Source organism: Paenibacillus allorhizosphaerae (assembly GCF_042659105.1).
Classification (GTDB): Bacteria; Bacillota; Bacilli; order Paenibacillales; family NBRC-103111; genus Paenibacillus_G; species Paenibacillus_G allorhizosphaerae.
On record NZ_JBHSRV010000001.1, the window covers coordinates 1,154,086 to 1,178,427 of the forward strand.

19 protein-coding genes are annotated in these 24,342 nt (G+C 54.7%); 4 read left to right on the forward strand and 15 right to left on the reverse strand.

Annotation, left to right across the window (positions count from 1 at the left end; genetic code table 11):
* Positions 1 to 11: 11 nt before the first annotated feature.
* From ACFQI7_RS05065 to ACFQI7_RS05095, 7 genes are all read right to left on the reverse strand, one after another.
* A complete protein-coding gene (locus ACFQI7_RS05065) occupies positions 12 to 1,565 on the reverse strand; it encodes a gluconokinase (protein ID WP_218097511.1) in 1,554 nt (517 codons plus the stop codon).
* 10 nt (positions 1,566 to 1,575) lie between these two features.
* Positions 1,576 to 2,844 carry a lactate racemase domain-containing protein gene (locus tag ACFQI7_RS05070; protein ID WP_218097179.1) on the reverse strand — a complete coding sequence of 423 codons (1,269 nt, stop codon included), beginning with the start codon at positions 2,842 to 2,844 and terminating at the stop codon, positions 1,576 to 1,578.
* A gap of 1 nt (position 2,845) precedes the next feature.
* Positions 2,846 to 3,859, reverse strand: a complete 1,014-nt coding sequence (locus tag ACFQI7_RS05075; protein WP_218097178.1) for a LacI family DNA-binding transcriptional regulator — start codon at positions 3,857 to 3,859, stop codon at positions 2,846 to 2,848.
* A gap of 190 nt (positions 3,860 to 4,049) precedes the next feature.
* On the reverse strand, positions 4,050 to 4,646 hold the full coding sequence (locus tag ACFQI7_RS05080; RefSeq protein WP_218097177.1) for a hypothetical protein: 597 nt from the start codon (positions 4,644 to 4,646) through the stop codon (positions 4,050 to 4,052).
* A 335-nt stretch (positions 4,647 to 4,981) separates the two neighbouring features.
* Positions 4,982 to 6,124 carry an ABC transporter permease gene (locus ACFQI7_RS05085; RefSeq protein ID WP_218097176.1) on the reverse strand — a complete coding sequence of 381 codons (1,143 nt, stop codon included), beginning with the start codon at positions 6,122 to 6,124 and terminating at the stop codon, positions 4,982 to 4,984.
* Positions 6,117 to 7,298, reverse strand: a complete 1,182-nt coding sequence (locus ACFQI7_RS05090; RefSeq protein WP_218097175.1) for an ABC transporter permease — start codon at positions 7,296 to 7,298, stop codon at positions 6,117 to 6,119. Before ACFQI7_RS05090 ends, ACFQI7_RS05085 begins: the two co-directional genes overlap by 8 nt.
* A gap of 14 nt (positions 7,299 to 7,312) precedes the next feature.
* Positions 7,313 to 8,248 carry an ABC transporter ATP-binding protein gene (locus ACFQI7_RS05095; RefSeq protein ID WP_218097174.1) on the reverse strand — a complete coding sequence of 312 codons (936 nt, stop codon included), beginning with the start codon at positions 8,246 to 8,248 and terminating at the stop codon, positions 7,313 to 7,315.
* Positions 8,249 to 8,440: 192 nt separating this feature from the next.
* Here ACFQI7_RS05095 and ACFQI7_RS05100 point away from each other — a divergent pair, with 192 nt between their 5' ends.
* Both ACFQI7_RS05100 and ACFQI7_RS05105 read left to right on the forward strand, forming a co-directional pair.
* Positions 8,441 to 9,565 (forward strand): sensor histidine kinase, encoded by a 1,125-nt coding sequence (locus ACFQI7_RS05100; RefSeq protein ID WP_218097173.1) that lies wholly within the window; start codon positions 8,441 to 8,443, stop codon positions 9,563 to 9,565.
* A 125-nt stretch (positions 9,566 to 9,690) separates the two neighbouring features.
* The gene (locus ACFQI7_RS05105; protein ID WP_218097172.1) at positions 9,691 to 10,356 is read left to right on the forward strand and encodes a response regulator transcription factor; all 666 of its coding nucleotides are present in this window, start codon (positions 9,691 to 9,693) and stop codon (positions 10,354 to 10,356) included.
* 63 nt (positions 10,357 to 10,419) lie between these two features.
* On the opposite strand, the gene ACFQI7_RS05110 is transcribed toward ACFQI7_RS05105, so the two are convergent.
* The 8 genes from ACFQI7_RS05110 to ACFQI7_RS05145 form a co-directional block, all read right to left on the reverse strand.
* Positions 10,420 to 12,729 (reverse strand): DUF4962 domain-containing protein, encoded by a 2,310-nt coding sequence (locus ACFQI7_RS05110; RefSeq protein ID WP_218097171.1) that lies wholly within the window; start codon positions 12,727 to 12,729, stop codon positions 10,420 to 10,422.
* A 16-nt stretch (positions 12,730 to 12,745) separates the two neighbouring features.
* On the reverse strand, positions 12,746 to 14,791 hold the full coding sequence (locus ACFQI7_RS05115) for a heparinase II/III domain-containing protein (RefSeq protein WP_218097170.1): 2,046 nt from the start codon (positions 14,789 to 14,791) through the stop codon (positions 12,746 to 12,748).
* Positions 14,788 to 15,555 carry an SDR family NAD(P)-dependent oxidoreductase gene (locus ACFQI7_RS05120; protein WP_218097169.1) on the reverse strand — a complete coding sequence of 256 codons (768 nt, stop codon included), beginning with the start codon at positions 15,553 to 15,555 and terminating at the stop codon, positions 14,788 to 14,790. The genes ACFQI7_RS05115 and ACFQI7_RS05120 overlap by 4 nt, the downstream gene beginning before the upstream one ends.
* Before the next feature lie 36 nt (positions 15,556 to 15,591).
* Complete coding sequence (locus ACFQI7_RS05125; RefSeq protein WP_218097168.1) at positions 15,592 to 17,454, reverse strand: cache domain-containing sensor histidine kinase; 1,863 nt, start codon at positions 17,452 to 17,454, stop codon at positions 15,592 to 15,594.
* Complete coding sequence (locus tag ACFQI7_RS05130; protein ID WP_218097167.1) at positions 17,454 to 18,491, reverse strand: response regulator; 1,038 nt, start codon at positions 18,489 to 18,491, stop codon at positions 17,454 to 17,456. The genes ACFQI7_RS05125 and ACFQI7_RS05130 overlap by 1 nt, the downstream gene beginning before the upstream one ends.
* A gap of 105 nt (positions 18,492 to 18,596) precedes the next feature.
* Positions 18,597 to 20,159, reverse strand: coding sequence for an extracellular solute-binding protein (locus ACFQI7_RS05135; RefSeq protein ID WP_218097166.1), 1,563 nt, complete (start codon positions 20,157 to 20,159; stop codon positions 18,597 to 18,599).
* Between the two features lie 175 nt (positions 20,160 to 20,334).
* Complete coding sequence (locus tag ACFQI7_RS05140; RefSeq protein WP_218097165.1) at positions 20,335 to 21,213, reverse strand: carbohydrate ABC transporter permease; 879 nt, start codon at positions 21,211 to 21,213, stop codon at positions 20,335 to 20,337.
* A 33-nt stretch (positions 21,214 to 21,246) separates the two neighbouring features.
* Complete coding sequence (locus tag ACFQI7_RS05145) at positions 21,247 to 22,206, reverse strand: ABC transporter permease (protein ID WP_218097164.1); 960 nt, start codon at positions 22,204 to 22,206, stop codon at positions 21,247 to 21,249.
* A 233-nt stretch (positions 22,207 to 22,439) separates the two neighbouring features.
* Here ACFQI7_RS05145 and ACFQI7_RS05150 point away from each other — a divergent pair, with 233 nt between their 5' ends.
* A complete protein-coding gene (locus ACFQI7_RS05150) occupies positions 22,440 to 23,075 on the forward strand; it encodes a YktB family protein (protein ID WP_218097163.1) in 636 nt (211 codons plus the stop codon).
* Between the two features lie 121 nt (positions 23,076 to 23,196).
* The gene (locus tag ACFQI7_RS05155) at positions 23,197 to 23,982 is read left to right on the forward strand and encodes a hypothetical protein (protein WP_230414629.1); all 786 of its coding nucleotides are present in this window, start codon (positions 23,197 to 23,199) and stop codon (positions 23,980 to 23,982) included.
* Positions 23,983 to 24,342 lie beyond the last annotated feature (360 nt).

Genomic DNA, 24,342 nt, shown 5'->3' on the forward strand with positions numbered 1-24,342 from the left:
AGTGCATCCCCCTATACGATAGTGTGCGACTGCTGAAAGGCTGCGATTGCGTCAAACTCGTCCTTCAACTGATGGTACACACGATTATAAATTTTTGTCAACTGCATATACGTTTCATGATTGTGTTCATTCGTCCGAAGCGACTGTTCCACCTGCATCCAATCGTGAACGGAACTGAAATCTTTGATCTCTCCAAGCGCCAGCATCGCAAGCTGCGCCGCCCCGAGTCCGGAGCTTTCGATCGTGTTCGGTACGGCAACCGTCGTTCCGAGCACATCGGACATCATCTGCAGCCAGAACGGCGAGCGGGCGAAGCCGCCGGAAGCGCGAACTTCTTTGGTCGGTCCGCTGAGCTCTTCGAGCGCCGTAACGACCGAGTGAATGCGGTAAACGACGCCTTCCAGAACGGAACGGATCATATGCTGCTTTTGGTGGTACAGTGACAAGCCGAAAAATACGCCGCGTGCGTTCGCGTTCCAATAAGGGGCGCGTTCTCCGGCGAGCAGCGGCAGGAAGATCAGGCCGTCGGAACCCGGCGCCACGCCTTGAGCGAGCTCGGTCAAGTAATCGTAAGGGTCCATCCCGCGGCGGCGCCCTTCTTCCGCTTCCAGCGTCGCGAGCTGATCGCGAACCCAGCGGAACATGATGCCGCCGTTGTTGATCGCGCCGCCGACGACCCAGAAGTCCTCGTTCAGCGCGTAGCAGAACAGCCTACCTTGCGGATCGGTGACCGGCTCGCGCACGACGCCGCGTACCGCACCGCTCGTACCGATCGTGACTGCGTACACACCGGTATCGATCGCGCCGACACCGAGATTCGCCAGCACGCCGTCCGATGCTCCGACGACGAACGGGGTGTCCGCATGCAGCCCGATAGCGGTCAGGTATTCGCTGTTGATGCCCTGCAGCACGTGCGTGGTCGAAACCGGATCGGACAGCTGCTCTCTCCGTACGCCGCACGTTTCGAGCGCCTGCTGGTCCCAATCAAGCTGCTTCAGGTTGAACAACCCCGTCGCGCTCGCGATGGAATAGTCGATGACGAGCTTGCCGAACAGCTTGGCGAATACGTATTCTTTGATCCCGATGAATTTGTACGCCTGCTCGAACAGGTCCGGACGATTGTCGCGGAACCACATCAGCTTGAGCAGCGGGGACATCGGGTGGATCGGCGTGCCCGTGTTGCGATAAATTTGCAGCCCGTTCAGCTCCTCCTTCAGCGTCTTGACGTAGCCTACGCTTCGGTTGTCCGCCCAAGTGATGCATCGGGTAAGCGGATGAAGATCGCGGTCGATGGCGATAACGCTGTGCATCGCGGAGCTGAACGAAACGCCCAGCACTTGGCTCGGCAAAATGCTCGCTTTGCCGATCACGGTGCGAATCGCCGTCAGCACCGCCTGGAAAATTTCATCCGGGTCCTGCTCGGCCATATCGGGCCGTGGCGTATGCAGCGGATATTCGACGGCGTGCGAGCCGAGCACCCGGCCGCCCACGGTGTCGATGACGAGCGTCTTCGTGCTCGTCGTCCCGATATCCGCTGCGATAATGTATCGTTTTGTTCCCGTCATACCAGCCATGTTATCTCAAGTTCCCTTCACTGTTGAATGCCAGGTCGTAAGGTTCGGACAAAATTTTAATATCCGGATTACGCTTCGCTTCCTCGAGCAAATTGACGGATATTTCGATTTCGCCCAGATGCAGCGTATCTTGTATCCGAACGAGACGGCATGTCGTATAGTCCAAAATATTGCATGTTTTCACTGCCGCCTTGATCGTATACATATCGTTCTCCAGCGTCGTCGCCTGCTTCGTCGGTGCGCAAACGGTGGAAGTGAGGCCGTTGGCATACGTGGCCGCCCAATTCGTCTTATCCACCAGCCGCTTCGTCGTGAAATCGGCGGTTCCTACACCGTTCGCGTTCCCTTGCGTTTCCGGCGTCAAATCGAGCACGACCATCTTGGACACTTCCGGTCCGCCGTGCGCATAAGGCGTCGGATAACGTCCGGTAATGTTCGGGTCCATCCCGTCACCGCTAATGTTTTTGCCGATGTAATCGATCACCAGAACATCGATCTGGTCGAACAAAATTTTCGGCAGACGCGATTTGGCGATCTCGAGCAGCTTTTCTTCCCGCTCCTCGATTTGCGCGGCCGGCAGCACTTCCACGATGCAGGTTTCGTCGAAGGCGTTCTCGACCAGCGCTACGCCGAATACGATCGGCAGCTTCTCCAGCATGATGTTCGCCATCGCCGGCACGTTCTCCGCCATGTATTTGAAGCCGAGCTGATGGCACGCTTCCGCGCCCTTCTGTTTGCCGAGGCCGATGGAGATCATTTTCATAATGCCGCTCTCGATTCGGCCGCGGAACGCCGTATGCGGCTTCACGCGGTTAATGACGACGATCGCGTCCGCTTCCGAAGCGTATTTATCCACATAGACCGGCAGCCCGTTCGGAAGCTGGTCGATCTGTATCACTTCCATCGAGGAGCGGATTTCGGCGCCCATCGCCTCTTCCGTCACGCCCAGATGGTGCAGCACCTCTTTTTGCCCATCGGCCGTCGCCCCGCCGTGACTTCCCATGCAAGGAACGATGAACGGGTGCGCGCCGGCTTTTTTGATCGCATTGATCGTCGTTTTCGTAAAAGCGGCGATGTTCGCTACCCCACGGCTGCCGACGGCGACCGCGACCTGTTGGCCCGGCTTGATTTGATCGATCGCACCCGGCTTCTGCAGTTCGCGTTCAAGCACCTCAGCCGGGTTGTCCAGCTTCGTGCCGTCGAATTTTTGACGGATGCGAACCATTTGCGGTATCGGAATATCTTGCAGCAGCGTTCTTAATACGCTCATTTTAGTTTCCTCCTGCAATCGTTTTGACGGAATCCCTTATAACGAGCTCCGTATGAAAGTAAACCGTCGATTTCTCGACTTGTTTTTTCTCGATAAAAGAAAGCAGCTTTTCCGCACCGGCCCTGCTGATCTCCTCGATCGGCCTGCGAACGGTCGTCAGCGCCGGCGACATAAAGGCCGAGAACAAATGATCGTCAAAGCCGACTACCGACAAATCGTCCGGCACGCGAAGTCCGCGCTCGGTTACGGCCTTGATGGCGCCGAGGGCCATATCGTCGTTGGAGCAAAACACTGCGGTGGGACGCTCCTTCAAGTCCAGCAGACGGTTCATTCCGGCATAGCCGCTTTCCAGGTCGTAATTACCCGGTACGATCCACTCGTTTCGCAGCGGCACCCCGTGCTTCTCCAGCGCTTCACGGTAACCGTCCCGGCGCGCTTGCGTCGATTTGAACCCTTGCTTGCCTTCGATAATGGCGATGCGCCGGTGGCCTTTCTCGATCAAATGCTCCGCCACACGGTAAGCCCCGCGCTGATCGTCGGGCACCAAATTCATCACCTTGACTTTATCGATCGGCCGATTGAGCACCACGATCGGAATTTCCTTGTCCGCCGCGTATTCGATAAACGACTGGTCGCTTGCGCTTTGACTCATAACGATGAGTCCGTCGAAACTTTTCCGATTGACGTTATGATAGCTCTTGTAATCGTCGATCCCGCGCACAATTAAATTGAATTGGTCCTTGATTACATCGTTGACGCCTTTGATGGCTTCGTACAAAAAGCCGGATGAGGTACCCGTATGCAGCGTCGAAAAAAATAGCCCCAGATTGTACGACCGGTCCAGAACCAAACTTCTTGCGCTGTAGTTAGGCGTATAGTTCAGGCTGCCCGCAATCGACTTGATTCGATCCTTTGTTTCCGGATTGATGAGCGGACTGTCGTTAAGCGCCCGGGAAACGGTCGTATGCGAGACACCGGCCAATTTCGCGATGTCCTTAATTGTAACGCTGCTCATCCTTTACCTACCACCCTCTAACTGTCATCATAGCATAGTGCTGCACACGTTAACAATGCTCTTTTCTTGCCCATTATAACGAAATATTAACCTTTTTTGCGACAAAAAGCGAGTCCGTCTCGAACCAAAAGAAAAACGGCCTGTGAACGTTTCACAGACCGTCTACTTACTCAGCCAAGCCCGTATGCCCTTACATTTCAAGCAATAGCATTTCATGCCGCAACTCCCTCAGCTTTTCTTTGCACTTTTGCACCGTCGCAAGGTCGCCCGTTTGAATAGCATCGTGCAGCGTAGCCAGCTCGTAATCGAGCTCCAGCCGCAGCACCGGAATGCGTTCATCCGGCCGTTTGGAGCGGAAAGCCTGCATCATTTCTTCCACGGTCACCACCGGTTCCTTCTGAAACAAAACTTTATGCTCAACGCCAGAAATTTCAACCATACGAATGATTTCCCCGAACATGATATTCTCGATCAGAATTTGCCGGTCCTTAAACCGTTTCACTACGGCGTGTCCGCGCGTATCTCCGATCATTTTTTCCATCAGCTCCGCCAATTTCTCATCTTTGAAGGAATAATTGCCGACAATTTTGTAACGTTCGCCGATGCGTTGAAATTTGAGCTTCACCAGCTTCCGACCCGTACGGATGGATACGATGAATTGCTGGTCGTTCTCGTTCCAGTAAAGCGAATACCCTTCTTGAATGAGCGTTTTGATGAAGTTACGGATTAGCCGACGGTCAAATCGTAACTCAAGGTTGCAATATTCCACTTCATGACTCTTACTCACGGCAATCCCCTCCTCATATTTCAAAAAAACGGGCATCGGACTCGTAGCGACTTGGATTCCGGTACTATAGCATGCGGTGCTCCGCGAACGGCTTAGGATCGTCGGATGACCGAACTTCGAAATGCCCCAGCCCCTTTGATAGAATTTTCTGACTATTCGCATTTCTTGATTCTATCTTATTATGATTCATATGTTTTAGCAACTTGGTTTATTGTCTTTTTTTACTCATTTTTGAACCTAATTTTTATGGCGGCATGGTTTATTTCCCCGCCGACAGCCAAAAGAACCGCCTTCCCTTGGCAATGGAGACGGTTCTTGACGGCATGGATGCCGCATTAAGCCGAGTCCGTTTCCCCCGGCTTCAGCACGACCGAGCCAAGCCCGAGCAAAACGACAGCAAACAAAGCGAGTACGGTCAGATGCATCCAAAGCTCTTCGATGGATTGCCCGGATGCAAGCCGCTTGATGCCTTCAATCGCCCAGCTTTGCGGTACGAAATGCGATAGCTTTTGCATAAATTCCGGCATGATAGCCACCGGCCAGAAACAACCCCCGAGCATGCAGGTCGGCGTTGCGATCATGGCATTGATGGCGCTCAGATTCTCGGAATTCCGGACAAATCCGGCCACGCTGCTGGATATTCCGATGACGGCGAGCAAAAAAAATTCAAGCAGCAGCAAATGTTCCCAGAACGGCAGCCCGTAACGATAGCCGATCGCATATTTCGTAACGGCAAGTACGACGACGATTTGCAGCGTACCTAATAGGAAGCTGCCGAGAAAGTTGCCGAGCGCGATTTCGCCGGAACGAACCGGGGCGGCGAACATGCGGGTCATCGTATTGCGTTTTCGATCTTCGATTACGGCGGAGACAGACGTATTGACAAGCCCCATCAAAAACATAAGCAGGAACCCGGTTACGAACCCAAGCGACGCATTGCTATACAAACCGAGGTCGCTCGTCTTCGTCGTGACCTGATGCTTCTCCGTCTGCTCGAACACGCGAGGCATGCGTTCCAGCGGCTCTCCCGCCGTCTTGAGCATAGCCGTCTGCATGGCGGCAAGACCGACTTGATGATCAATGTTCATCCTAAGAGCGAACGAAGCCTCGCTCATGGTCAGCTCGCTCAGTTCGACCGGCGCCGGGCTGCCTTTCAGCAGACGGTCGGTAAATTCGGGCGGAATGATAAATGCGGCAGCCGCTTTGCGCTGCAGCAGCGCCTCCTTTATGTCGCTTTCCGACGCCGCTTCCGACAAACGGTAGCTGTCGTTGCGGCCCAGCTCCTTGATCAGATGGCTGCCGGCGGCGCCAGTATCGCGATTCATGTATAAGACCTGGGCGGTGTCGTCCCCCCCGTCGCCCATCAAGCCGATTAAGGCCGAGATGACCAGCGCCGGAACGAGGATATGCAGCAATATCCCTTTGCGGTTCCCGATCGTCCGTTTGATAATACCAAGCGCGATGATAAGACTATTCACGATAACCCACCTTCCGATAAACGGTCGTTGCGACGACGGCCAGCACTACCGCGATGGCCGCCAGCATTCCGACATGCTGCACAGCCGTTGCCGTCCCGTTATCCAGCATCAGCCGCAGTATGCTCTGCATGCCCCAATGACTGAGCGTAAACGGGGCCAAGCTCGCGATGAATTCCCCCATATCGCGGCCGAAGCCTCCGCTCAGAAACGTCATTAAAATGATCACGATTTGAAACAGCGTCGTGACGGTTCTCACGCTTGTCGCAATTACGCCGACTAGCGCAGCCATGCTCATCGCAGCGACAATCAGCAGCATGCAGACGAGCAGCAGCAGATCGAGCCGGCTGCCCCAGTCGACGCCGAGCGCAAAATGGGACAGCAGCACTATAACGGCGGATTGTACAAGCGATAGCAATCCGTTGCCAAGCACTTTGCCCGCCATGATCTGATCCATCTTCACCGGCATCGCTCCGAGTCTGGCAAGCGTATGGTTGTTCCGTTCGTAAACCATGCTGATTGCAGCGGCCATCCCGGAGTACAGGATGAACATGACCGTCATGGCGGCGGCGTAATACTGAACCGCCGAGAACTGTTTTTGTTCTCCGATGAATGAACCGCTCTTCACGTAGTCCGGCTGCGGCTCGTTCAGGAACTTATCTTGCACGGCCGCAAACGATGGAGCCGCCTGAGCTCCGGTCGCCAGCACCGCGGCCTGCAGCCCGTTGACATAGTCGATGTAGCTTTGGAATACGGTTTGTGCGATCAAATTTTGCCCATGCTCGCTGCCCTTCAGCAGCTCCCACTCCGCCGGTTCCCCCCGCATCAGCTTGTCGCCGAACCCTGCGGGTACGACGACGCCGAATTCGGCCGATCCGCTGCGGATCGCCCGCACCGCCAGTTCCCGGCTTTCCGCTTGTGAAAGATCGAGCGCCTTTTTCATAACCGGGCTATCCAAATACTGCATCAACTGGCCGTTCCACCCGCTTTGGTCCAGGTTGACGAGAACGGTTTTGACCGGCTTCAGCTTGACATCCTCCGTCCGGAACTCGCCGGAAAGCGCAGCGCCCAAAATAAAAATTAAGATCAGGGGCAGCAAAAACAAGACAAACATGACCGAGCGAAGCCTGCTCATTCTCCGCAGCTCATACATGGTGATAATCCAAACGTTGCTCATCTGTCGTCAGCTCCTTAATCCCGCAGCGTGCGGCCGGTCAACGACAAGAAGAGGTCCTCCAGGTCGGGTTCCGAGCGGCTCAACGATTGGATCACGACGCCGTGCTTGGATAAAATGAACAAGATGTCCTGCAGGGCGTTGGCGAGCGGCGCAAGGTCGATTTCAAGCGTCTGATCCGCCGCCCGGACCTCGCGGATGCGCGGATGATTCCGCAATTCCTTCACTGCGTCTTCCGCCGGATTGACCGTTCGGATCGTCAGCCTCTCCGCCTCGGATACAAGCCCCCGCAGCTCCTCCAGGGTACCGCAGGCGATCAGATGACCGTGATCCATAATGCCGACCCTGCCGCTGATTGCCGCCACTTCTTCCATGTAATGACTTGTATAGATGATCGTCGAGCCCATCCGGTTCAGCTGCCGCACCGACTCAAGAATACGATTGCGCGACTGCGGGTCGATCCCTACCGTCGGCTCGTCCATGATGATCAGCTCCGGCCTGTGCATAATGGCGCAGGCTATGTTGAGCCGCCGCTTCATGCCGCCGGAAAAAGCGGCAGGCTTATCGCTTTGCCGGTCCGAGAGGCCCGTGAACGCAAGCGCTTCCTGTACCCGCTCCTGCAGCAGCTTGCCGCGAAGGCCGTACAAGCGGCCGAAGAACGATACGTTTTCGCGCGCAGACAAATTATCGTAGATCGCAAGATCCTGCGGAACGAGACCGATCCGCCGCTTGACCTCAAGCGGCCCAGAAGCGACGGATATCCCTCCCACCTTGATCTCCCCCTGATCGATTCCGAGCAGCCCGCACACCATCTTAATGGTCGTGCTCTTGCCTGCGCCGTTCGGTCCGAGCAGGCCGAATATTTCTCCTTGACGTACCGACAAGTTCAAATGATCGACGGAAAGCTTATTTCCGTAACGCTTTACGACATTGCTGATTTCTACAAAGCCCACTTTCCACTTCCCCCTTACGCCTTCCCCTATGTAAATTCATTGTATATCATGGCGCATCTCGCGCTCAGTAGCCATCGTCACCTTTAGCAAATGACTAAAGTCATTTCAAGCCGGTTGTGTTATAATCCTTTGTGCAAAAGCGGTGCATTATTTTTCCATAAAAACGAATGCGTCATGGGAGGCGGATAACTGATGTTATTGAGCTTGCGCTATGTGCTGATCCTGTTTCCGGTATTCAGCACGATGACCGTTCTTCCCAAAGAAAGCATCGGGCTGTTCACGCTCCATACGCTGCTGCTTCTCGCCTTGGTCGAGACCCGGCGCGCTTGGCTTCCGGAACGGGCGCAGCGCTTTGCGGCGGCGGCGGAAACGGCCTACGTCACCTGGCTGAGCGTTCGGTATCAGAACATGATGTTCGCCTGCCATTATTCCATTCTTCTCACGTACATGCTGCAGGAAAAAAGCAATCTGCGCTGGTTTCTGCTTGCACTTCAAACTGCGATGCTCAATGCCGCCTTGCTGGGACATGCGGACATGGAGCTCAAGCTGACCGCGAATCTGTTGTTTGCGACCGGTGCGCTGCTTCTGTACTTGCTTGCCGATACGGGCAAGAGCAAAGCGGAGTTGGAGCAAGTATACGACGAACTTCGCCGCAAAGCATACGAGCTTGATGCCGCGCGCACCCGGGTGCTGGAATATGCCGGAAAAGTGGAGCAGCTCGTGCAAGCGGAGGAACGCAACCGCATTGCGCGGGAAATCCACGACGATCTGGGCCATAAATTGATCCGGTTGAAAATGATGCTGGAAGCGGCCGTGCGCATTACGCCGGATCAGCCGGAAAAAGGGCTGGACATGACGAAGCAGGTGTGCGGCCAGCTTGCCGAAAGTATGGAGACGCTGCGGCTGACCGTTCGGCGCATGAAGCCGGACAACGATAGCGTACAGTCTTATTCTTTGAGCCGTTTAATCGAGGGGCTGACTGCCGAGACCGGACTTGATGTCAAATATGAAATGAACGGCATCCCGCGCCCGCTTTATCCTAGTCTGGAAATCGTCTTGTACCGTAACGCGCAGGAAGCGGTGACGAATGCGCTTCGTCACGGACAGGCGACGGAAGTTCGAATCCATATGCAGTACGAGCCGGCCTTCGTCCGGATGACCGTATGGAACAACGGGGTAAAGCCGGATGTTTCCGTCCTGCGCAAAGGTTTCGGCCTGAGCGGAATGGAGGAGCGGACACAACTGGTCGGAGGCGATCTGCAGTGGGCCTGCGACGATTATTTTTCGGTTACGACGATCGTTCCGAACTCCGCGTAAATCTCGTCCGTGCGCCACGCAGCATCGAACCGCGCGTCCGGGATCTGCTCTGCAGCGTTGTCTCGCCGATGGAATAAGAAGATACGATACTGATTCATTTTACTGGAAAGCGAGGATCCTTCGCCATGATTCAAGTATTGATCGTCGATGACGATCCGTTTATCCGCGAAAGCATGAAATTGATTCTCGAGCTGGACCCGGAGCTCACCGTTGTCGGTACGTGCGGGGACGGGAGCGAGGCGTTTGCCCATTTTACCGGAGGCGGCACCGCGGACGTCGTCCTGATGGACATTCGCATGCCGAACGTATCGGGCGTGGAAGGAACGCTTCGCATCAAGCAGCAGGCGCCGGATACGCGCATCCTTATTTTGACGACATTCGACGACGACGAATATATCGTAGAGGCGCTGCGCAACGGAGCCAGCGGGTATTTGCTCAAAAATATTCCGCCCGACCGGATCGTCCAGGGCATCAAAACGGTTCATCAGGGCAATTGGCTGATCCATCCCGATATTGCCCGCAAGTTGACCGATTGGATTCAGCCTGCTTCCGCGTCGGCACCGGCAAAGGAAACAGCCGCCAAAGAAGACCCATCGACAAGACTGGAAGCGTTCGGGGTGACCGCGACGGAAAAGCAGGTGGTGGAGAAAATCGCCGAAGGTCTCTCCAACAAAGAAATCGCCCAGCAATTGTTCCTGAGCGAAGGCACGGTCAAAAACTATATTTCCGAAATATTGAGCAAGCTCGGGCTGCGCGACCGGACGCAGATTGCGATTTTTTATTGGAAATAACTTCGTTGAAACTCAAATAAACCGCAGATCATAAGCGATCTGCGGTTTGTCGTCGTTCGTTTCTCAGTACGCGTTCGGCACATCCACTTTGCGTGTAGTTCCGTCCAGCGTGAAATAAATGTTAACGCCGTGCCCTTGATCGTCCATGAAGAACGAAACGTACTTCGGTTCGCCTTTCTTAACCGGTACGAGCAGCGTAGCGATCCGGTGGTTGCGGGCGACACCCGTCGTCGCCTTCAGGTGCCAATGAATCGGCAGCCCTTCGATCTCGCTCAAATCCACGTCGGTGAACTCGTTGTGTTGCGACAGCGTAAGCTCCCCGGACGAGCAGTACACGAATCTTCCGTCCATGTCCGCCTTCGTCCCCTGTACTTTGAACGATTGTCCGTTCAGATTCATTTCATGCAATGTCTGGAACAGCCAGTCGATGCGGGCCGGCTGCGTCAGATCGATATGATCGACAACAACCACATACGCGTTATCCATGAAGTACAATTCGCGGACATACCGCTCCAGGTATGGCACGTTTTCCTTGTAGGCGGCGGTTGCGTCGCTTCGGCTGTAGCCGTATCCGTCCCTCTGCTCCGCGATTTCCACCGTGCCGGTGGCCGCCATGTTCAACACTTTGTTCGTACCGGCATACTGCCCCTTCCCGTCGACCAAAATATTGTTCGTGCTTCGCGTCTGCTTGCGCCAGTTCATATGCATCGTGCTCCCGAACGCGACGTAATGTCCGCTCTCGATCGCCAGCGGTTCGCCGTAGGCATGCAGCAAGAAGCCGTTCTGATCGCCATGGCTGTGGCTGACCGAGCCGTATTTGCTGCTCTTCGTCAACAGCATCATATGACGCTCCGGATCGGCCATATTCGCATGGAAGGCGACCCAGCCCACGTCGCGGAACCATTTGACCGGCTCGATCTTGCCGTCGTCCGGAACGACCTGCTCCACGATCGGGTAATCGTTGCGGTATACCATTTCGTCGAAGCGGAAATCCCACCAGCCGTAATTGTAGAACTTCATTTCCGAATCGGTGTCGGTTTCCTTCACCCGTTCGTAATACCATTGGTACAGCCCGCTCCCCGTCACTCCCGCGAACTGGCGAACGTTGAAGCCGGTTTTCAGGCTGACCGGATCGCCAAGCGTCGACTGGTCTCCGAAGCTCGCCCGCAAGGTGTCCGGGCTAAAGCAGTACAGTGGAAAATCTCCCGTCTTGCTGAAAAACGGACGCCGGTAAAAGTCGATTCCCGTATACTTTTTCAACAGGTTCATCGCTTCCGTCACGAAAGCCATGCCTGTCGTCCAGTACATCGGGCCTTCCGCCCAGCCGCCGTCGACGCCGCCCCATGGCGTATACAGCGCGGCATAATATTCCAGCGTATAGTCCAGCCATTCCTGCGCCTTCGGTTCTTCCCCAAGCATTGCGATGCCGCAGGGCACCAGCACGCTGGAGAGCGAGCGGACCGCATGGCTGTCGAACGGCACATGATGAATTTTGGAACGCTCGATCACGTGAAACGCCACTTGTCCGGTGCGAACGAGAAGCTGCCTGCGCACGGTGTCGCGCTCTTCCTGCGACAGATGGCCGTACAGCCAGTCATAGCCCCAGGCCAGCGCCCCGGCCGTCCGGAAAGCCGCTTCGTCGTTGTAATCGCGAGAAGTCGGGCCCTCGGGGTTCCAGCTTGCCACATGCAGCAGCCATGTCTTGGCGCGCCCGATGAGAGCCGCGTCTTCGAGCACGACGCCGGCTACGGCGAGATGTCGGATCGCGTACAGTACTTCCTGGCAGTCGATGTACATTTGCCGCCACAGCTTGGCGACTTTTTTGTTATTCGGGTACGGCTGCGGCTCGGCGATCAGCTCACGATCGATCCACGGCTTGACCGAACGCTCGTAAAAGACCTCCCAGCCGGTTCCCGCCGGATCGTCTTTCACCCTCGCGCGAAAGTTCGCCAACTCGCCGGCTTGCAACCACAGGCGCGGATGCGCCTCCGCTGTGGACGCGTAGCGCCCTTCCCTAGCAGGCAGCGGCGTCTCCGGCAAGCCTTCGGGCACGGCAAAGCGGCGTACCCGGCTCCAGGCCGTACGACCGGCGGGTTCGTCCGTCAGAAGAGCGTAGCGCCAATAATAAGTACCCGGAGCCAAAGCTTCTGCGGGCGTATAAAGGTTGTAAGGAATCGGCTGAATCGTCGTCGTCCTCTCCTCGGAGAACCGCTCGTCATCCGAAATCTGCAGTACGTAACGATCGTTCTCCAGCTGCGCGGAAATCCAAGTGAAACGCGGCGGGTTTTCGATCAGCACCGTGGTTTCGTCAGGTTCGTATTGTACGGTCAGTACGCCGCTTTGCGGCTCGTATAATGGTGAATGCTCGCTCATTGTCCGTCCCCTCTCCCTATCCGATCGTCAAACCTTGTTCATCCTTTAGCTTGCAAATCGTAACTTCGGAACCGCACGCAAGGCGCAGTTCATCCTCTCCATGCAGCTCGACGCGGATAGGCCCGCTGACGCTGTATACATGGACGAATCGACAGCGTTCCCCTGTCTGCCGATGCAGCAATGCGGTTAATGGACTGCTGGGGTCAACCGTCGTACCGGGGGTACGCACGGCAAACGCCTCTTGTTCCGGCAGCAGCAGCGCCGTGTGATACAGCTTCGAGCCGTCATGCTGCGGATAGACGAACGCCAATTGCTGCGCCGTACCCGATTCGCCGGCCTCCTCGTATCGTCCGATGATCGGCAGCTCCCGCATCGCATCCTCGATCCTCAGCGGATAAGTGCCCTTCGCCTCCCCGATCGAAACGGACGGCGCCTGCTCCGGCTCCATCACCGGGTGCATCCACCATTCTACGGAAGCATTCCGGTCCAGCCGAACTTCGAACCAATCGAGCAGCCAGCCCTCGGTTAACAACAGTCGGCGATCCAACCGGCAGCCGGGATATGCCGCATCCGACTGCAGCCACACCGACGTTGCGGCAGCCGTCTCGGCAAATGAGACGCAGCGGCCTTCATGCTTCGCTTGCGACATTCCGTCGATGGAAACCGTATTATGGCTTGCGGTTTCGGCGAACCACTGCTTGCGCAGCGTCGAGCCGTAAGGCACCATCCCGAAATCCGGCGTCCATGCGCCGCTCTTGTGCATAATCGACAAATGCAGCTTATCGTAATGACCGTGCGAACCGCCGTGCGGGCCGAAATCGGCAAGAAACGAGAGTGCGTTCCCTTCATGACGGCCGACGACAAACCCGGAATCGGGCAGAAGGCATGAAGCACGCTTGTCCCTTTGCTGAACTGCCGACAACGAAACAAAATAGCCGCCTTCGCCGTATAAGAGCGCTTCAAGCTCGCTTCGCTCTCCCGTCTCGCTTCCCATCTGCCTGTAAGCTTCCGCAAGAAGCGGAATCAACTCGCGCTTGTTGTACTTCGCAAGGCCAATCTCCATGATTTCCGCGATTTCCCTGGCGTACGGCAAACGCTCCACCGGTCCGTCATGCAGTGCGGGAAGCACGCCCGTGTCGTCCGCAAGTGCCGCCAGGACGCCAAACATGCCGGCCATCGATTGGCCTTCGCTCCCCTGTTCGGCGTAAAGGTCCATGCCAAACCGTTCCGCCATTTCCGCGGTGATCAAATAAGCCCTCAGCACAAAAATATGATAATAAACCGAGCCTTCGAACTCCAGCTGATCCCGCTTTACGCCGATCGACAGATGATGCTTCCAGCCGCCTTCGCCTTCGATCAATCCGGCGAGCGCCTCCTTATTGCCCTGAACGGCGTAGACGCAAGATAACGAAGCATTCAGCCACGCCGTATAGTTGTTCTCCGGATTTTTGCGCTCGTAGATGAGAATATGCCGATATTCCGTCATGCTCGATTCGAGCATCGATACAAATTCGTTCAGCGCCGTACGTTCGTCTTCTGTAAATTCGACGCCTTCATCCTGCAGAAGCAAGCAGGCGCGGAGCAGCGTCGTCGACCAGATCGCTTCGGTCAACGCCTGATGAAACGCCCTGCCCTTGAGCATCCACGGCTGCGCGTCCGGGTGCACAGGGTAGCGCGGGAACTGGCGGGCGTACTCGACGAGCAGCCGCTTGGCCAGCTCGGCATAGGACGGTTCCCGAAGACCGGCGTATACCGCCGCCGACTGCAGCGCAGCCCGGGCGAGCGACTGATGCTTAAATACAAGCCAAGCGCCCCGGTATACTTCCTCGTTGATTCGGCAGCCATGCGGACACACGAAGGTATGCGCATCCCGTTCCAGCGGATTGAAAAGCAGCTCCGTATGATGTACCGGGCATACGTATTGATGCCACCATCCGCCGGGCTCTGCCGGTATCACGAGGCTCTGCGCCTCCACCATGCCGTCAAGCTCTTCCTTCATCCGAAGCAGAACCGTGTCCGCCCACGTCGTCAATTTCTGTTTCTCCCCGATCCCCATACTCATCTCATCATCATCCCGCCGTTAATTTCGATCGTTTCGCCGGTTACATACGCGGCGAGATCCGAGGCCAAATACAGCACCGCTCCGGCTACGTCTTCCGGCGTGCCTTCACGCTGAAGCGGGATACCGCTTATCGTCGCCTGGCGCGCAGCGTCGGTCGTAAACGTCGCGTGGAACATGGTGCTGCCGATAAAGCCCGGCGACACGATATTGACGGTAATGCCGCTGGCTGCAAGCTCTTTGGCCAGCCCTTTGGAATAAGCGGATACGGCCGCTTTGCTCGCCGCATAAATGCTTGCTCCCGGACCGCCGCCGTTTTGCGCCGCGATGGAAGACATGTTGATGATGCGGCCCGCTCCTTTGGCCTTCATGCCGTCGATCACTCTTTTACACATGAATACGGTGCTTTTCATGTTGACGTCCATTACCTGTGCATAGTGCTCCTCCGTCATCTCGCTGTTCGGCAGACGGCGCACCATATGACCTGCATTGTTCACCAAAATGTCCACCGTGCCGCCGAAGGCGCGCTCCACCTCGCCGACCAGCCGGTCGATTTGCACCGGATCGGTGACATCGGCCTGCACAAGCACTGCTTCTCCACCGGCTTCGCGGATGGCGGCCACCGTTTCTTCGCCTTGCGCGACATTGCGAAGGCAGTTCACGCCCACTTTCGCCCCTTGCGACGCAAGCGCGATCGCAATCGCGCGGCCGATTCCGGCATTCGATCCGGTCACCAGTGCAATTTTCCCTGTTAATTCGATGTTCATTGTAAACATCCTCCCCAAGTTTGTATTCGTGGTTTGCTATTCTTTCGAACGAAGCGCAGGTCTCACCGTTTCCGGCATATTCATCGTAATGCGGGTCCCCTGGCCCCATTCACTTTCAATCGTCAGTCCGTATTGCTCGCCGAACACCATCTGAATACGGCGGTGCACATTCATCAGTCCGATGCCGCCGCTGCGCTTCTGCCCGCCGGATTGTTCCTGCTCGGCAAGCCGATTCAGCTCCAGCCGCCTGCGCAGCTCCGCAAGCCGGCCCTCGTGAATGCCCTCGCCGTTATCCTCGACAATGACTTGAAATAATCCGCCTTCCTTGCGGGCGTCGATGCGGATGTAATGATGCGGTTCGATACCGCCCCAGAACGCATGCTGAAAAATATTTTCGATCAGCGGCTGCAGGGTCAACCTCACCATCTTTTCAAGGAGAAGTGCCGGAGGAATAATGACATCGATCTCAAATTCACGGCCGATGCGATGCTCGAGAATGATCATGTAATTGCGTACATGGTTCAGCTCGTTGGCAACCGTAATTTCTTCCAGATTCGTCTGGATCGAGTACCGCAGCATGAACGACATCGCTTCGACCATCTCCGTTATTTCGTCGGAATCCTGCACGATGGCATAACAATTGATCGTCTCCAGCGTATTGTATAAAAAGTGCGGATTAATTTGCAGCTGCAGCGACTGGAATTCGGCACGCTGCCGCTCCAGCTCCGCTTCCCCAAGCTCGAGCGCGTTTTTTTGCTGCTGCAGCTCCGCTTCGTACACTTTCTCGATCATCTCCGACAGCCGCGTCACCATCAGATTGTAGCTGTGAATGAGATCGCCGATTTCGTCGTTCCGGCCTTTCTCGTCGATGTGCTGCCAATTGCCTTTCTCCGTCTCCCGCATGCTTTCTTTCAAATCCCGGAACGGCGCGACAATGGAGCGTCCGAAGCGGGAAGCGAGCCACAGCGCGGCGGCCAGCGTAATGAGCCCGACGGCCAGCGTCGTCGTACGGATGACGGAAACAGGGCGGCGCAGCTCTTTCATCGGCATGGAGGCAACGAGATTCCAGTCGGAATATCCCGATTTGCGGGAAACGAACATGCGTTTCTCCCCATTGTACGATTCAATCAACGGCCCGTTGCCGCTTGCCAAAATACGGCCCGCGAGCGACGGATCCAGCTTTTGCTCGTTCATTCCTATATTCGGGTGATAAATGTAATTTCCTTCGTTGTCGACGATAAAAAAATATCCGTCTCTTCCCAGATTAATGCGATCCCAAATTTTTGCAAGCTCCGAAAGTTTGAATTCGATGGCCACGACGCCTTTGAAAATTTCGCTGTATTGCGAGCCGCGTACTTTGCGCGCCATCGTCGCCACGGTACCTTGATCTTCCTTTCGGATGCTCATCGTCAGCAGCTTAATCTCGCCTTTCTCAGGTGTCGATTCCATCAAATAGTCGAACTGTTTGTTGATGAGCGACGGGTCGAGAAACAGCAGGTTCTGGTTGTCGTAGATGACGGACCGGCCGTGCCTCCCGACGACGTAAACCATGTTCAGCTGCCTGTAGATTGTCGTAATGGAGGCGACCGATTCCTGCGCAAACTTCTTAATTAGTTCCGAGTAATAGTAATATTCGTATGCGTCGTTCGGGTGAATCTCCAGGAAAGCACGCACGTCGGAGTTGGAAGAAAACGAATTGCTGAACAACTCATACGTTTGCAAATACGTATCGGTCTGATACGCAGCGCTATCGATCATCTGATTCATATACTGCTGCACTTGCCGGTCCAGCGCGCGCGAGGACTGAAAATAAGTGACGATGCCTACCGTAGACAGCGAAATGACAATGACGATCAGAAAGTAGCGGTAAATTTGCTGCGACAGCATCTGTTTTTTCATTATTCAATGCCCATCTTTTGTCTGTACTCCGACGGCAGGAAGCCCGTATACTTCTTGAACGTCTTCGTAAAATGCGGATGATCCGCGTAGCCGACCTCGCCCGAAATGTCCGTGATGCGGTACTGCGGCTGCTGCAGCAGCTTTTTCGCTTTTTCCATTCGCCGACGCGTCCGATATTGCACGAATGTTTCGTTCGTCGATTGCTTGAACAATTGGCTGAAGTACGACGCATTGAGGCCGATATGCTCGGCCACTTCCTCCAGCGACACTTCCTCGGCCAAGTGATGCTCGATATATTGCTTCGCTTCCTCGACCGCGTCTTTCGGCTTGCCGCGGCGCTTCGCCTTCAGCGCTTCGAACAAGCTGCGGATGCTTGCATTGAACCGCTCCCACGACTCGCTCTCGTTCGCGGTACCGGACAGCGCCAGTTCCGCGTGAAAAGCAAACACGTCGCGGGTGTTCAGCCGTTTGCCGAGCAGCGCATGCAGCTCCGTGAGCACATCGTTCAAACGACCGGGCTTCAGCCGGTACGAATCGAGCTCGCTTTTCATGCGCTGCAATTGATCATGCATGTCCGCTTCCCGCAGCTCCCAGATGGCCGCATCCATCTCCTGGACCCATTCTTCCAGCTTCGTCACCGGAACGAACGTTTCCGATTGCTGCCTCGTTTTGAGCCGGATCAGCTTCTCCAGCGTTTCCTGGAATTTCTTCTTGTTCACCGGCTTGAGCAAGTACTCTTTGATGCCATAGGAGACGCACTTCTGCGCGTACTCAAAATCGCCGAACCCCGAAATGACGACCATTTGAATGTCTTCATCCAGTTCGGCCACTTCGCGGCACAATTCCAGCCCGTCCATCTTCGGCATCCGAATATCGGTCAGCAGAAAATCGGGCCGTTCCTCTCGTATTTGCTGCAGCGCCGTGACGCCGTTATCCGCCGTTCGGATCGATGCGATCGGCAGACCGGACTGCTCCACCAGCTTTTGCAGCCCTTTGCGGATCATCGGTTCATCGTCGGCAATCAATATTCGGTACATCAGCGGGCGCTCCTTTCCAGTTGGCTTGCGCCAAAGCGGTGTATAACAATCACTCCCCACACCGGCTGTGCGGCGTGAGGAGATCTTATGGCTTACATTCAATTATTAACGGCGCGGCATGGAGATCGTCACGTTCGGATCTTTCTTGTTGTACTTCTCCGTCGCTTCCTTGATCACATCGTTACCGCCTTTGGACTTCCATTCCTCGATGACTTTCGGCCAATCGGAAATCGGTTCCTTGCCGTACACCATTTTCACCATATGGGCCATCAGCACCGGCGCTGCGAAATCGGATTCCGGCGAGATGTCCGGATTTTTGATATAAGCATCTAGTCGAGGCTCAAACTGGATGCCGTCGCGCCCTTCTTTCGACAACATTGTATCATAAATGTTCATTAATTTTTTGCCGTCTTCGGTCAGGCTGAGTGTGCCTTTATTATATGTCGTGTCTTGCACCATCCACAGGAACGCTTGACGGTAACGCTCTTCGTCGACGCCTTGCGGGTCCGTCGGAGCTTTATAATCGATCTTGCCGTCTTTAGCCGTATAGTTTTCCCCTTCAACACCGAAGGTAAAGAATTTCTCCGCTTCATCCGACACCATCCAATCGAAGAACTTGATGATCGCAGCCGGATCTTTCACATTCTTGTTAATAAACCATGCGCGGGTTACGGAGTTGTACAAGTAGTAGCCGCCTTTGCCGTCCGGACCTACCGGGGAAGGAATTAGTTCGATCTTCGCCGTAGGCACACTCGCTTTCAACTGCTGCTCCCATTGCAGCAATTCGTTCGCGTTCATGGACCACACGCCTGCTTTGCCCGCCAGGATGTTGTTTTTGTAAACCGTCGGATTGATCGTTGCGAATTCTTTGGAGATCAAGCCTTCGTCAAACATCGTTTTGTACGTTTGCAGCGCTTTTTGCATGCCGTCTACGTTAAAGAACTTCGGAACGACCTGGTTGTCCTTCAGCATGGACTGGGACAAGTACGGGAATACGTCGTACGCGCCGAAGAACGTATCGGCGTACTTGAAGTTTTCGCGGCCTTGGTACGGCTGCTCGACGCCCATTTCTTTAAACTTGCGAAGCACGTTCAAATATTCGTCGACCGTCTTCGGTACCGGCAAGCCCGCTTTGTCCAGCAAATCTTTACGGATCGCCGTCGCGCGGCGGGATGGGTTCGACAGAAACTCCGGAATCGCGTAAATTTTACCTTGATACGTTTCCTTCTGCCATGCTTCCTTTGGAATTTTTTTCAACAGGTTTTGCCCGTATTTCTGCAACAAGTCGTCCAGCGGCATGAATACGCCGGCCTGCACGGAGCCCGCCATTTCTTTGCCGGCCACGCCGCCGCTCCCCTGCACGACGTCCGGAATATCGTTGGTGGCGAACATTTGGATCATCTTCTGCTCGAATTCCTTATGCGGCACAAGGACGATATCCAAATCGGTGTTTGTCTTCTCTTCCAGCTTTTTAACCCATTTGTCTTCGTTAATGTTCGGCGATTTCTCTACGTAGTTGAATGCAAGCGTTCGCATCGATATGGAAAATTTCGCTTTTCCGCCCGAATTGCCGCCTTCCGCAGCCTGTTTGTCCGAAGATTTTGCACAGCCGGCCAGCATGCTGGTAGCGAGCACGGAAGCCATTCCGACCTTGACCCATTTTTTCATTGTCATGCCCCTCTTCTCTAGTCGAATTTTTGTCGTTGTCGCAAAAACGGATAAGCGCTTTCACCCTAGATCCATTGTAAAGGGGCACCGACAAACCGAACAGGGAATGGCTTTGGTTCCGATTGTCTTTTTTTTAGGGTGCCCGCCTTACTTCGTTTACATGCAAACTTTACCATTACGATTTGACCGAACCGACCATCATCCCTTTGACAAAATGACGCTGCAGGAACGGATAAACCAATATGATCGGAATGGTGGCGATAATGATCGTAGCCATCTTGATGCCTTCCGGGTCCATATGCGCAAGCCCGCTGAACTGGGATGCCGACGGATCGATATTGATTTCATCGGATACGATGAGCTGGCGCAGCTTCACTTGCAACGGCCAAAGCGTAGGCTTGTTGATATAGTACAGCGCGTTCATGTACGTGTTCCAATGGTTTACCGCATAAAAGATGCCGAGCGACGCCATGACCGGCTTGGACAGCGGCAATACGATGCTCCACAGCATCCGCATCTCGGTGCAGCCGTCGATTCGGCCCGAGTCGATAATTTCGCCCGGGATTTGCATGAAAAACGACCGCATGACGAAGAAGTTGAACGCGCTGATCGCGCCCGGAATGAGCAGCGCCCAAAGCGAGTTGGTCAAATGCAGCTCCTTCATCAGGATAAAGTTCGGGATAAGCGGCGCGCTGAATACCATGGTGATCAGTACCATCATCACGACCGTTTGACGGCCTACATACTCCTGCCTCGATACCGGATAAGCCAGAGAAGCGGTAGCGGCCAGATTGATCAGCGTCCCGAAAACCGTAATGTACACCGTTACGCCCAGCGACCGCCACATGGCCGCATCGCTGAATACGTATTGATAGTTAATCCAGGTAAAATCAACCGGCAAAAACAATACTTTCCCGCTCACGACTGCTTCGGAACTGCTGAACGATTGCGCCAGCACGTTGAGGAACGGCAGGAACATGGCGAGCGCAAGCGCGGTTAAAAACAAGATGTTAATGACATTGAACGTTTGCCAGCCGGCAGATGCTCTTTTCATTATGGATTCACCTCCATTGAACTGCCTCTTGAATTAATACAGGCTTTCCCCTGTTGTCTTTTTGCTTAAATAGTTGCCGATCACGACGAGCATGAGGCCTACAACCGACTTGAACAAGCCGATCGCCGTCGTGTAGCTAAATTGCTGGCCAAGCAAGCCGACCGAGTAAATATAAGTATCCAGAATTTCACCGTTATTTTTGTTAAGCGGATTCAGGAATACGAACACGCGCTCGAACCCGAAGTCCAAAAACTTGCCGATATGCAGCAGGAACAAAATCATAATGGTCGGCAGCAGCGCAGGAATCGTAATGGAGAGCGTCTGCCGCCAGCGGCTTGCGCCGTCGACTTCCGCCGCTTCGTACAAATCCGGATTAATGCCGGCCAAAGCGGCCAAGTATATGATCGTGCCGTAACCGGAATCGCGCCAAATGCCCGTTCCGATCAGCACCGTGCGAATCCACGATTCTTCCCCGAGAAAATAGATCGGGTCAAACCCGAGCGCCGTCAGCAGCTGATTCACAACCCCGGTGGAAGGAGACAATACGCCGACCGCGATACCGCCGACAATGACCCAGGACAAAAAGTGAGGCATATATACGACCGTTTGAAGCAACCGCTTGTACACAACGAGACGAAGCTCGTTAAGCAAAAGCGCGAGCACGATCGGCGCCGGAAACGCAAGCACCAGATCATACAAACCGATCAGCAATGTGTTCTTCAAAATGTTCAAAAAATCGTAGTGCGCGAACATTCGTCGGAAATGCTCCAAACCGACCCATTTGCTGCCGGTAATCCCGTTAAAAATGTTGTAATCCTGAAATGCGATAATCGACCCGAAGAGCGGTACGTACTTAAAGATGATGAAATAAATAATGCCGGGCAACGATAAGAAATAAAGCGCTTTATATTTCCACATAAAACGCAGCAAGCTTCTTTTATCGGACGTTTCGTTCGTGCCGACGGACTCTGCTGCTTGCATGTTTGCCGCCATATGCTGGTCCCTCCTTATTGCGTCTTTTCGTTTGTAGTTTTATCTTACATGGAAGCCGTCAGGTCAACTATGGAATGCCTTTTCACTTGTTTGTGTTTTTTTTAGGTTAGTTAAGAGAATTGTCGTTATTTGTCGGATAAAGCCGCTTGCCGTGCACACCGTAAGACGAATATGGTATATTGTTCTAAAACCGGTACGGCCGGCTCATATGCAAAAGGGAGAGAAACTGAGCAATGAAAACAGCATTCGAAGGCTTTCGAGAAACCGATTTCGACACATTTCGCATCGATGGGCTGGAAGCCCGGATGGAGGCGATCCGCGGCCGGATTCAGCCGAAATTCCGTGAAATCAGCGAAGCTCTTCTCCCGGCGGTCAGCGCGCAGGCGGGCGAGGAAATGTATCTGCATATCGCCCAGCATGCCAGGCGTAAGGTGAATGCGCCCGTCGATACATGGCTGGCATTCGCAAACAACAAGCGCGGGTACAAGCAGCACCCTCACTTTCAAATCGGCATGTTCGACGACCGGGTATTCCTCTGGCTTGCGCTGATTTATGAACTGCCGGATAAGAAGGCGATTGCCGCTGCCTATTTGAAGAAGACGAAGCAAATTTATAAAAGCCTGCCGGGTGATTTCGTCGTGTCTTTCGACCATATGAAAAAAGACGCCGTCCCGGTAAAGTCGCTCGGCGAAGCGGGACTCAAGCAAGCGATCGAACGGTTTCGCGACGTGAAAAGCGTGGAGCTGCTGGTGGGACGCAATTTGCTCGCGGACGATCCGCTGCTGCGTGACGGGGACGCCTTCCTGCGGGCGGCCGGAGAAACATTCGAGGCTTTGATGCCGATGTACCGTCTTGCCAGATCGTTGTAAGCGGTAACCATACCGGCTCATGAAAAATTTATGTAATTCTAAGCTCCCTTTAAGCTAGTATTCAGCGAACCTGCACAAGCTATAGTTGGTGCAAACCGAATAAAAGCGACAGGAAGGTGAAATGAAGTTGAACAAGACGTACGCGAAGAAAGTCATCGTCACCACGCTCACGTTAGCTCTTGTGCTTGGCGGCGGCGCGCTGTACGGCTCGCGGCAGCTCGTTCACGCCGAGCCTTCGGACGCCTCCGTGCAGTCCGACGTTCCGGGCAGCGACGACGCCAAAGAGCAAAGCGGCAAAACGAACCGGCTGAAGGAATGGTTTGGCAAGCGCGGCGAAAAGCAGAAGGAAGCAGGCAATGGCGACAAAAAGCAGGCAGCGCCTATGAAAGGCATGCCGATTATCGAGGAAGCGGCTGCCATTCTCGGCATGGATCCGGAGGCGCTGCGCACGGCGCTCAAAGATAAAACATTGGCGCAGCTCGCTTCCGAGAAAAACATCAGCGAAGCCGATTTGATCGCCAAGCTTGAGGCGCAGCGCGGCAAAAAGATCGACGAAGCGGTCGCCGCCGGCAAGCTGACAGCGGAGAAGGCCGAACGCATCAAGCAAAACATGGCGGGACATTTAAAATTTATGGTTAACCATAAATTTGACGGCGAGGGCAAGCATCCCATGCGCAGCGCGAAGCACCGCATGATGCCGGCGCCGGACAAGCTTGCGGGCATCCTGGGCATCTCCGAGGAAGAGCTGAAGACGCAGCTAAATTCCGGCAAATCGCTTGCCGAAATCGCGCAAAGCAAAGGAATGACCAAAGAGCAGCTGGTGAGCAAAATCAAAGACGGCATGACGCCGTGGATCGAGAAAATGGTTGACCTGAAGCACATGAAGGAAGAAAAGCCGAAAAAATAATACTTACCGCCAATGGCTTTCCCGGTCGATGGACTTTGCGGGAAACGCGCGAATGGACGCCGCACGGGAGCGGCGCTTGCTTACTTGGCAGGCCGAAGCAACGCTAGGCAATGAACGGGACGGAACCGCCGTCCCGTTTTTTTGCCGTTTGCGCGTGTATGGTTTTCGTTTGCGCCGCATCCGGAAATGAAGCCGCTCCATTTTTGCCTATTGACATTTGCCGAAATGGCGGGCTATAATTTGAACCATTATTTACGATTCAAAGGCAATGACCAAGGACATGAGCACGTAAGACGCGCGCCCAGAGAAGAAGCCCCCGGCTGAAAGGCTTCCCGATGCGTTCACGTCGCTTACCCCCTT

Excerpts from the sequence above, each read along its gene's own strand:
- ACFQI7_RS05065 (WP_218097511.1), bottom strand. The coding sequence starts at position 1,565 with ATGACGGGAACAAAACGATACATTATCGCAGCGGATATCGGGACGACG.
- ACFQI7_RS05070 (WP_218097179.1), bottom strand. The coding sequence starts at position 2,844 with ATGAGCGTATTAAGAACGCTGCTGCAAGATATTCCGATACCGCAAATG.
- ACFQI7_RS05075 (WP_218097178.1), bottom strand. The coding sequence starts at position 3,859 with ATGAGCAGCGTTACAATTAAGGACATCGCGAAATTGGCCGGTGTCTCG.
- ACFQI7_RS05090 (WP_218097175.1), bottom strand. The coding sequence starts at position 7,298 with ATGAGCAACGTTTGGATTATCACCATGTATGAGCTGCGGAGAATGAGC.
- ACFQI7_RS05100 (WP_218097173.1), top strand. The coding sequence starts at position 8,441 with ATGTTATTGAGCTTGCGCTATGTGCTGATCCTGTTTCCGGTATTCAGC.
- ACFQI7_RS05105 (WP_218097172.1), top strand. The coding sequence starts at position 9,691 with ATGATTCAAGTATTGATCGTCGATGACGATCCGTTTATCCGCGAAAGC.
- ACFQI7_RS05110 (WP_218097171.1), bottom strand. The coding sequence starts at position 12,729 with ATGAGCGAGCATTCACCATTATACGAGCCGCAAAGCGGCGTACTGACC.
- ACFQI7_RS05115 (WP_218097170.1), bottom strand. The coding sequence starts at position 14,791 with ATGAGTATGGGGATCGGGGAGAAACAGAAATTGACGACGTGGGCGGAC.
- ACFQI7_RS05120 (WP_218097169.1), bottom strand. The coding sequence starts at position 15,555 with ATGAACATCGAATTAACAGGGAAAATTGCACTGGTGACCGGATCGAAT.
- ACFQI7_RS05125 (WP_218097168.1), bottom strand. The coding sequence starts at position 17,454 with ATGAAAAAACAGATGCTGTCGCAGCAAATTTACCGCTACTTTCTGATC.
- ACFQI7_RS05130 (WP_218097167.1), bottom strand. The coding sequence starts at position 18,491 with ATGTACCGAATATTGATTGCCGACGATGAACCGATGATCCGCAAAGGG.
- ACFQI7_RS05135 (WP_218097166.1), bottom strand. The coding sequence starts at position 20,159 with ATGAAAAAATGGGTCAAGGTCGGAATGGCTTCCGTGCTCGCTACCAGC.
- ACFQI7_RS05140 (WP_218097165.1), bottom strand. The coding sequence starts at position 21,213 with ATGAAAAGAGCATCTGCCGGCTGGCAAACGTTCAATGTCATTAACATC.
- ACFQI7_RS05145 (WP_218097164.1), bottom strand. The coding sequence starts at position 22,206 with ATGGCGGCAAACATGCAAGCAGCAGAGTCCGTCGGCACGAACGAAACG.
- ACFQI7_RS05150 (WP_218097163.1), top strand. The coding sequence starts at position 22,440 with ATGAAAACAGCATTCGAAGGCTTTCGAGAAACCGATTTCGACACATTT.
- ACFQI7_RS05155 (WP_230414629.1), top strand. The coding sequence starts at position 23,197 with ATGAAGTTGAACAAGACGTACGCGAAGAAAGTCATCGTCACCACGCTC.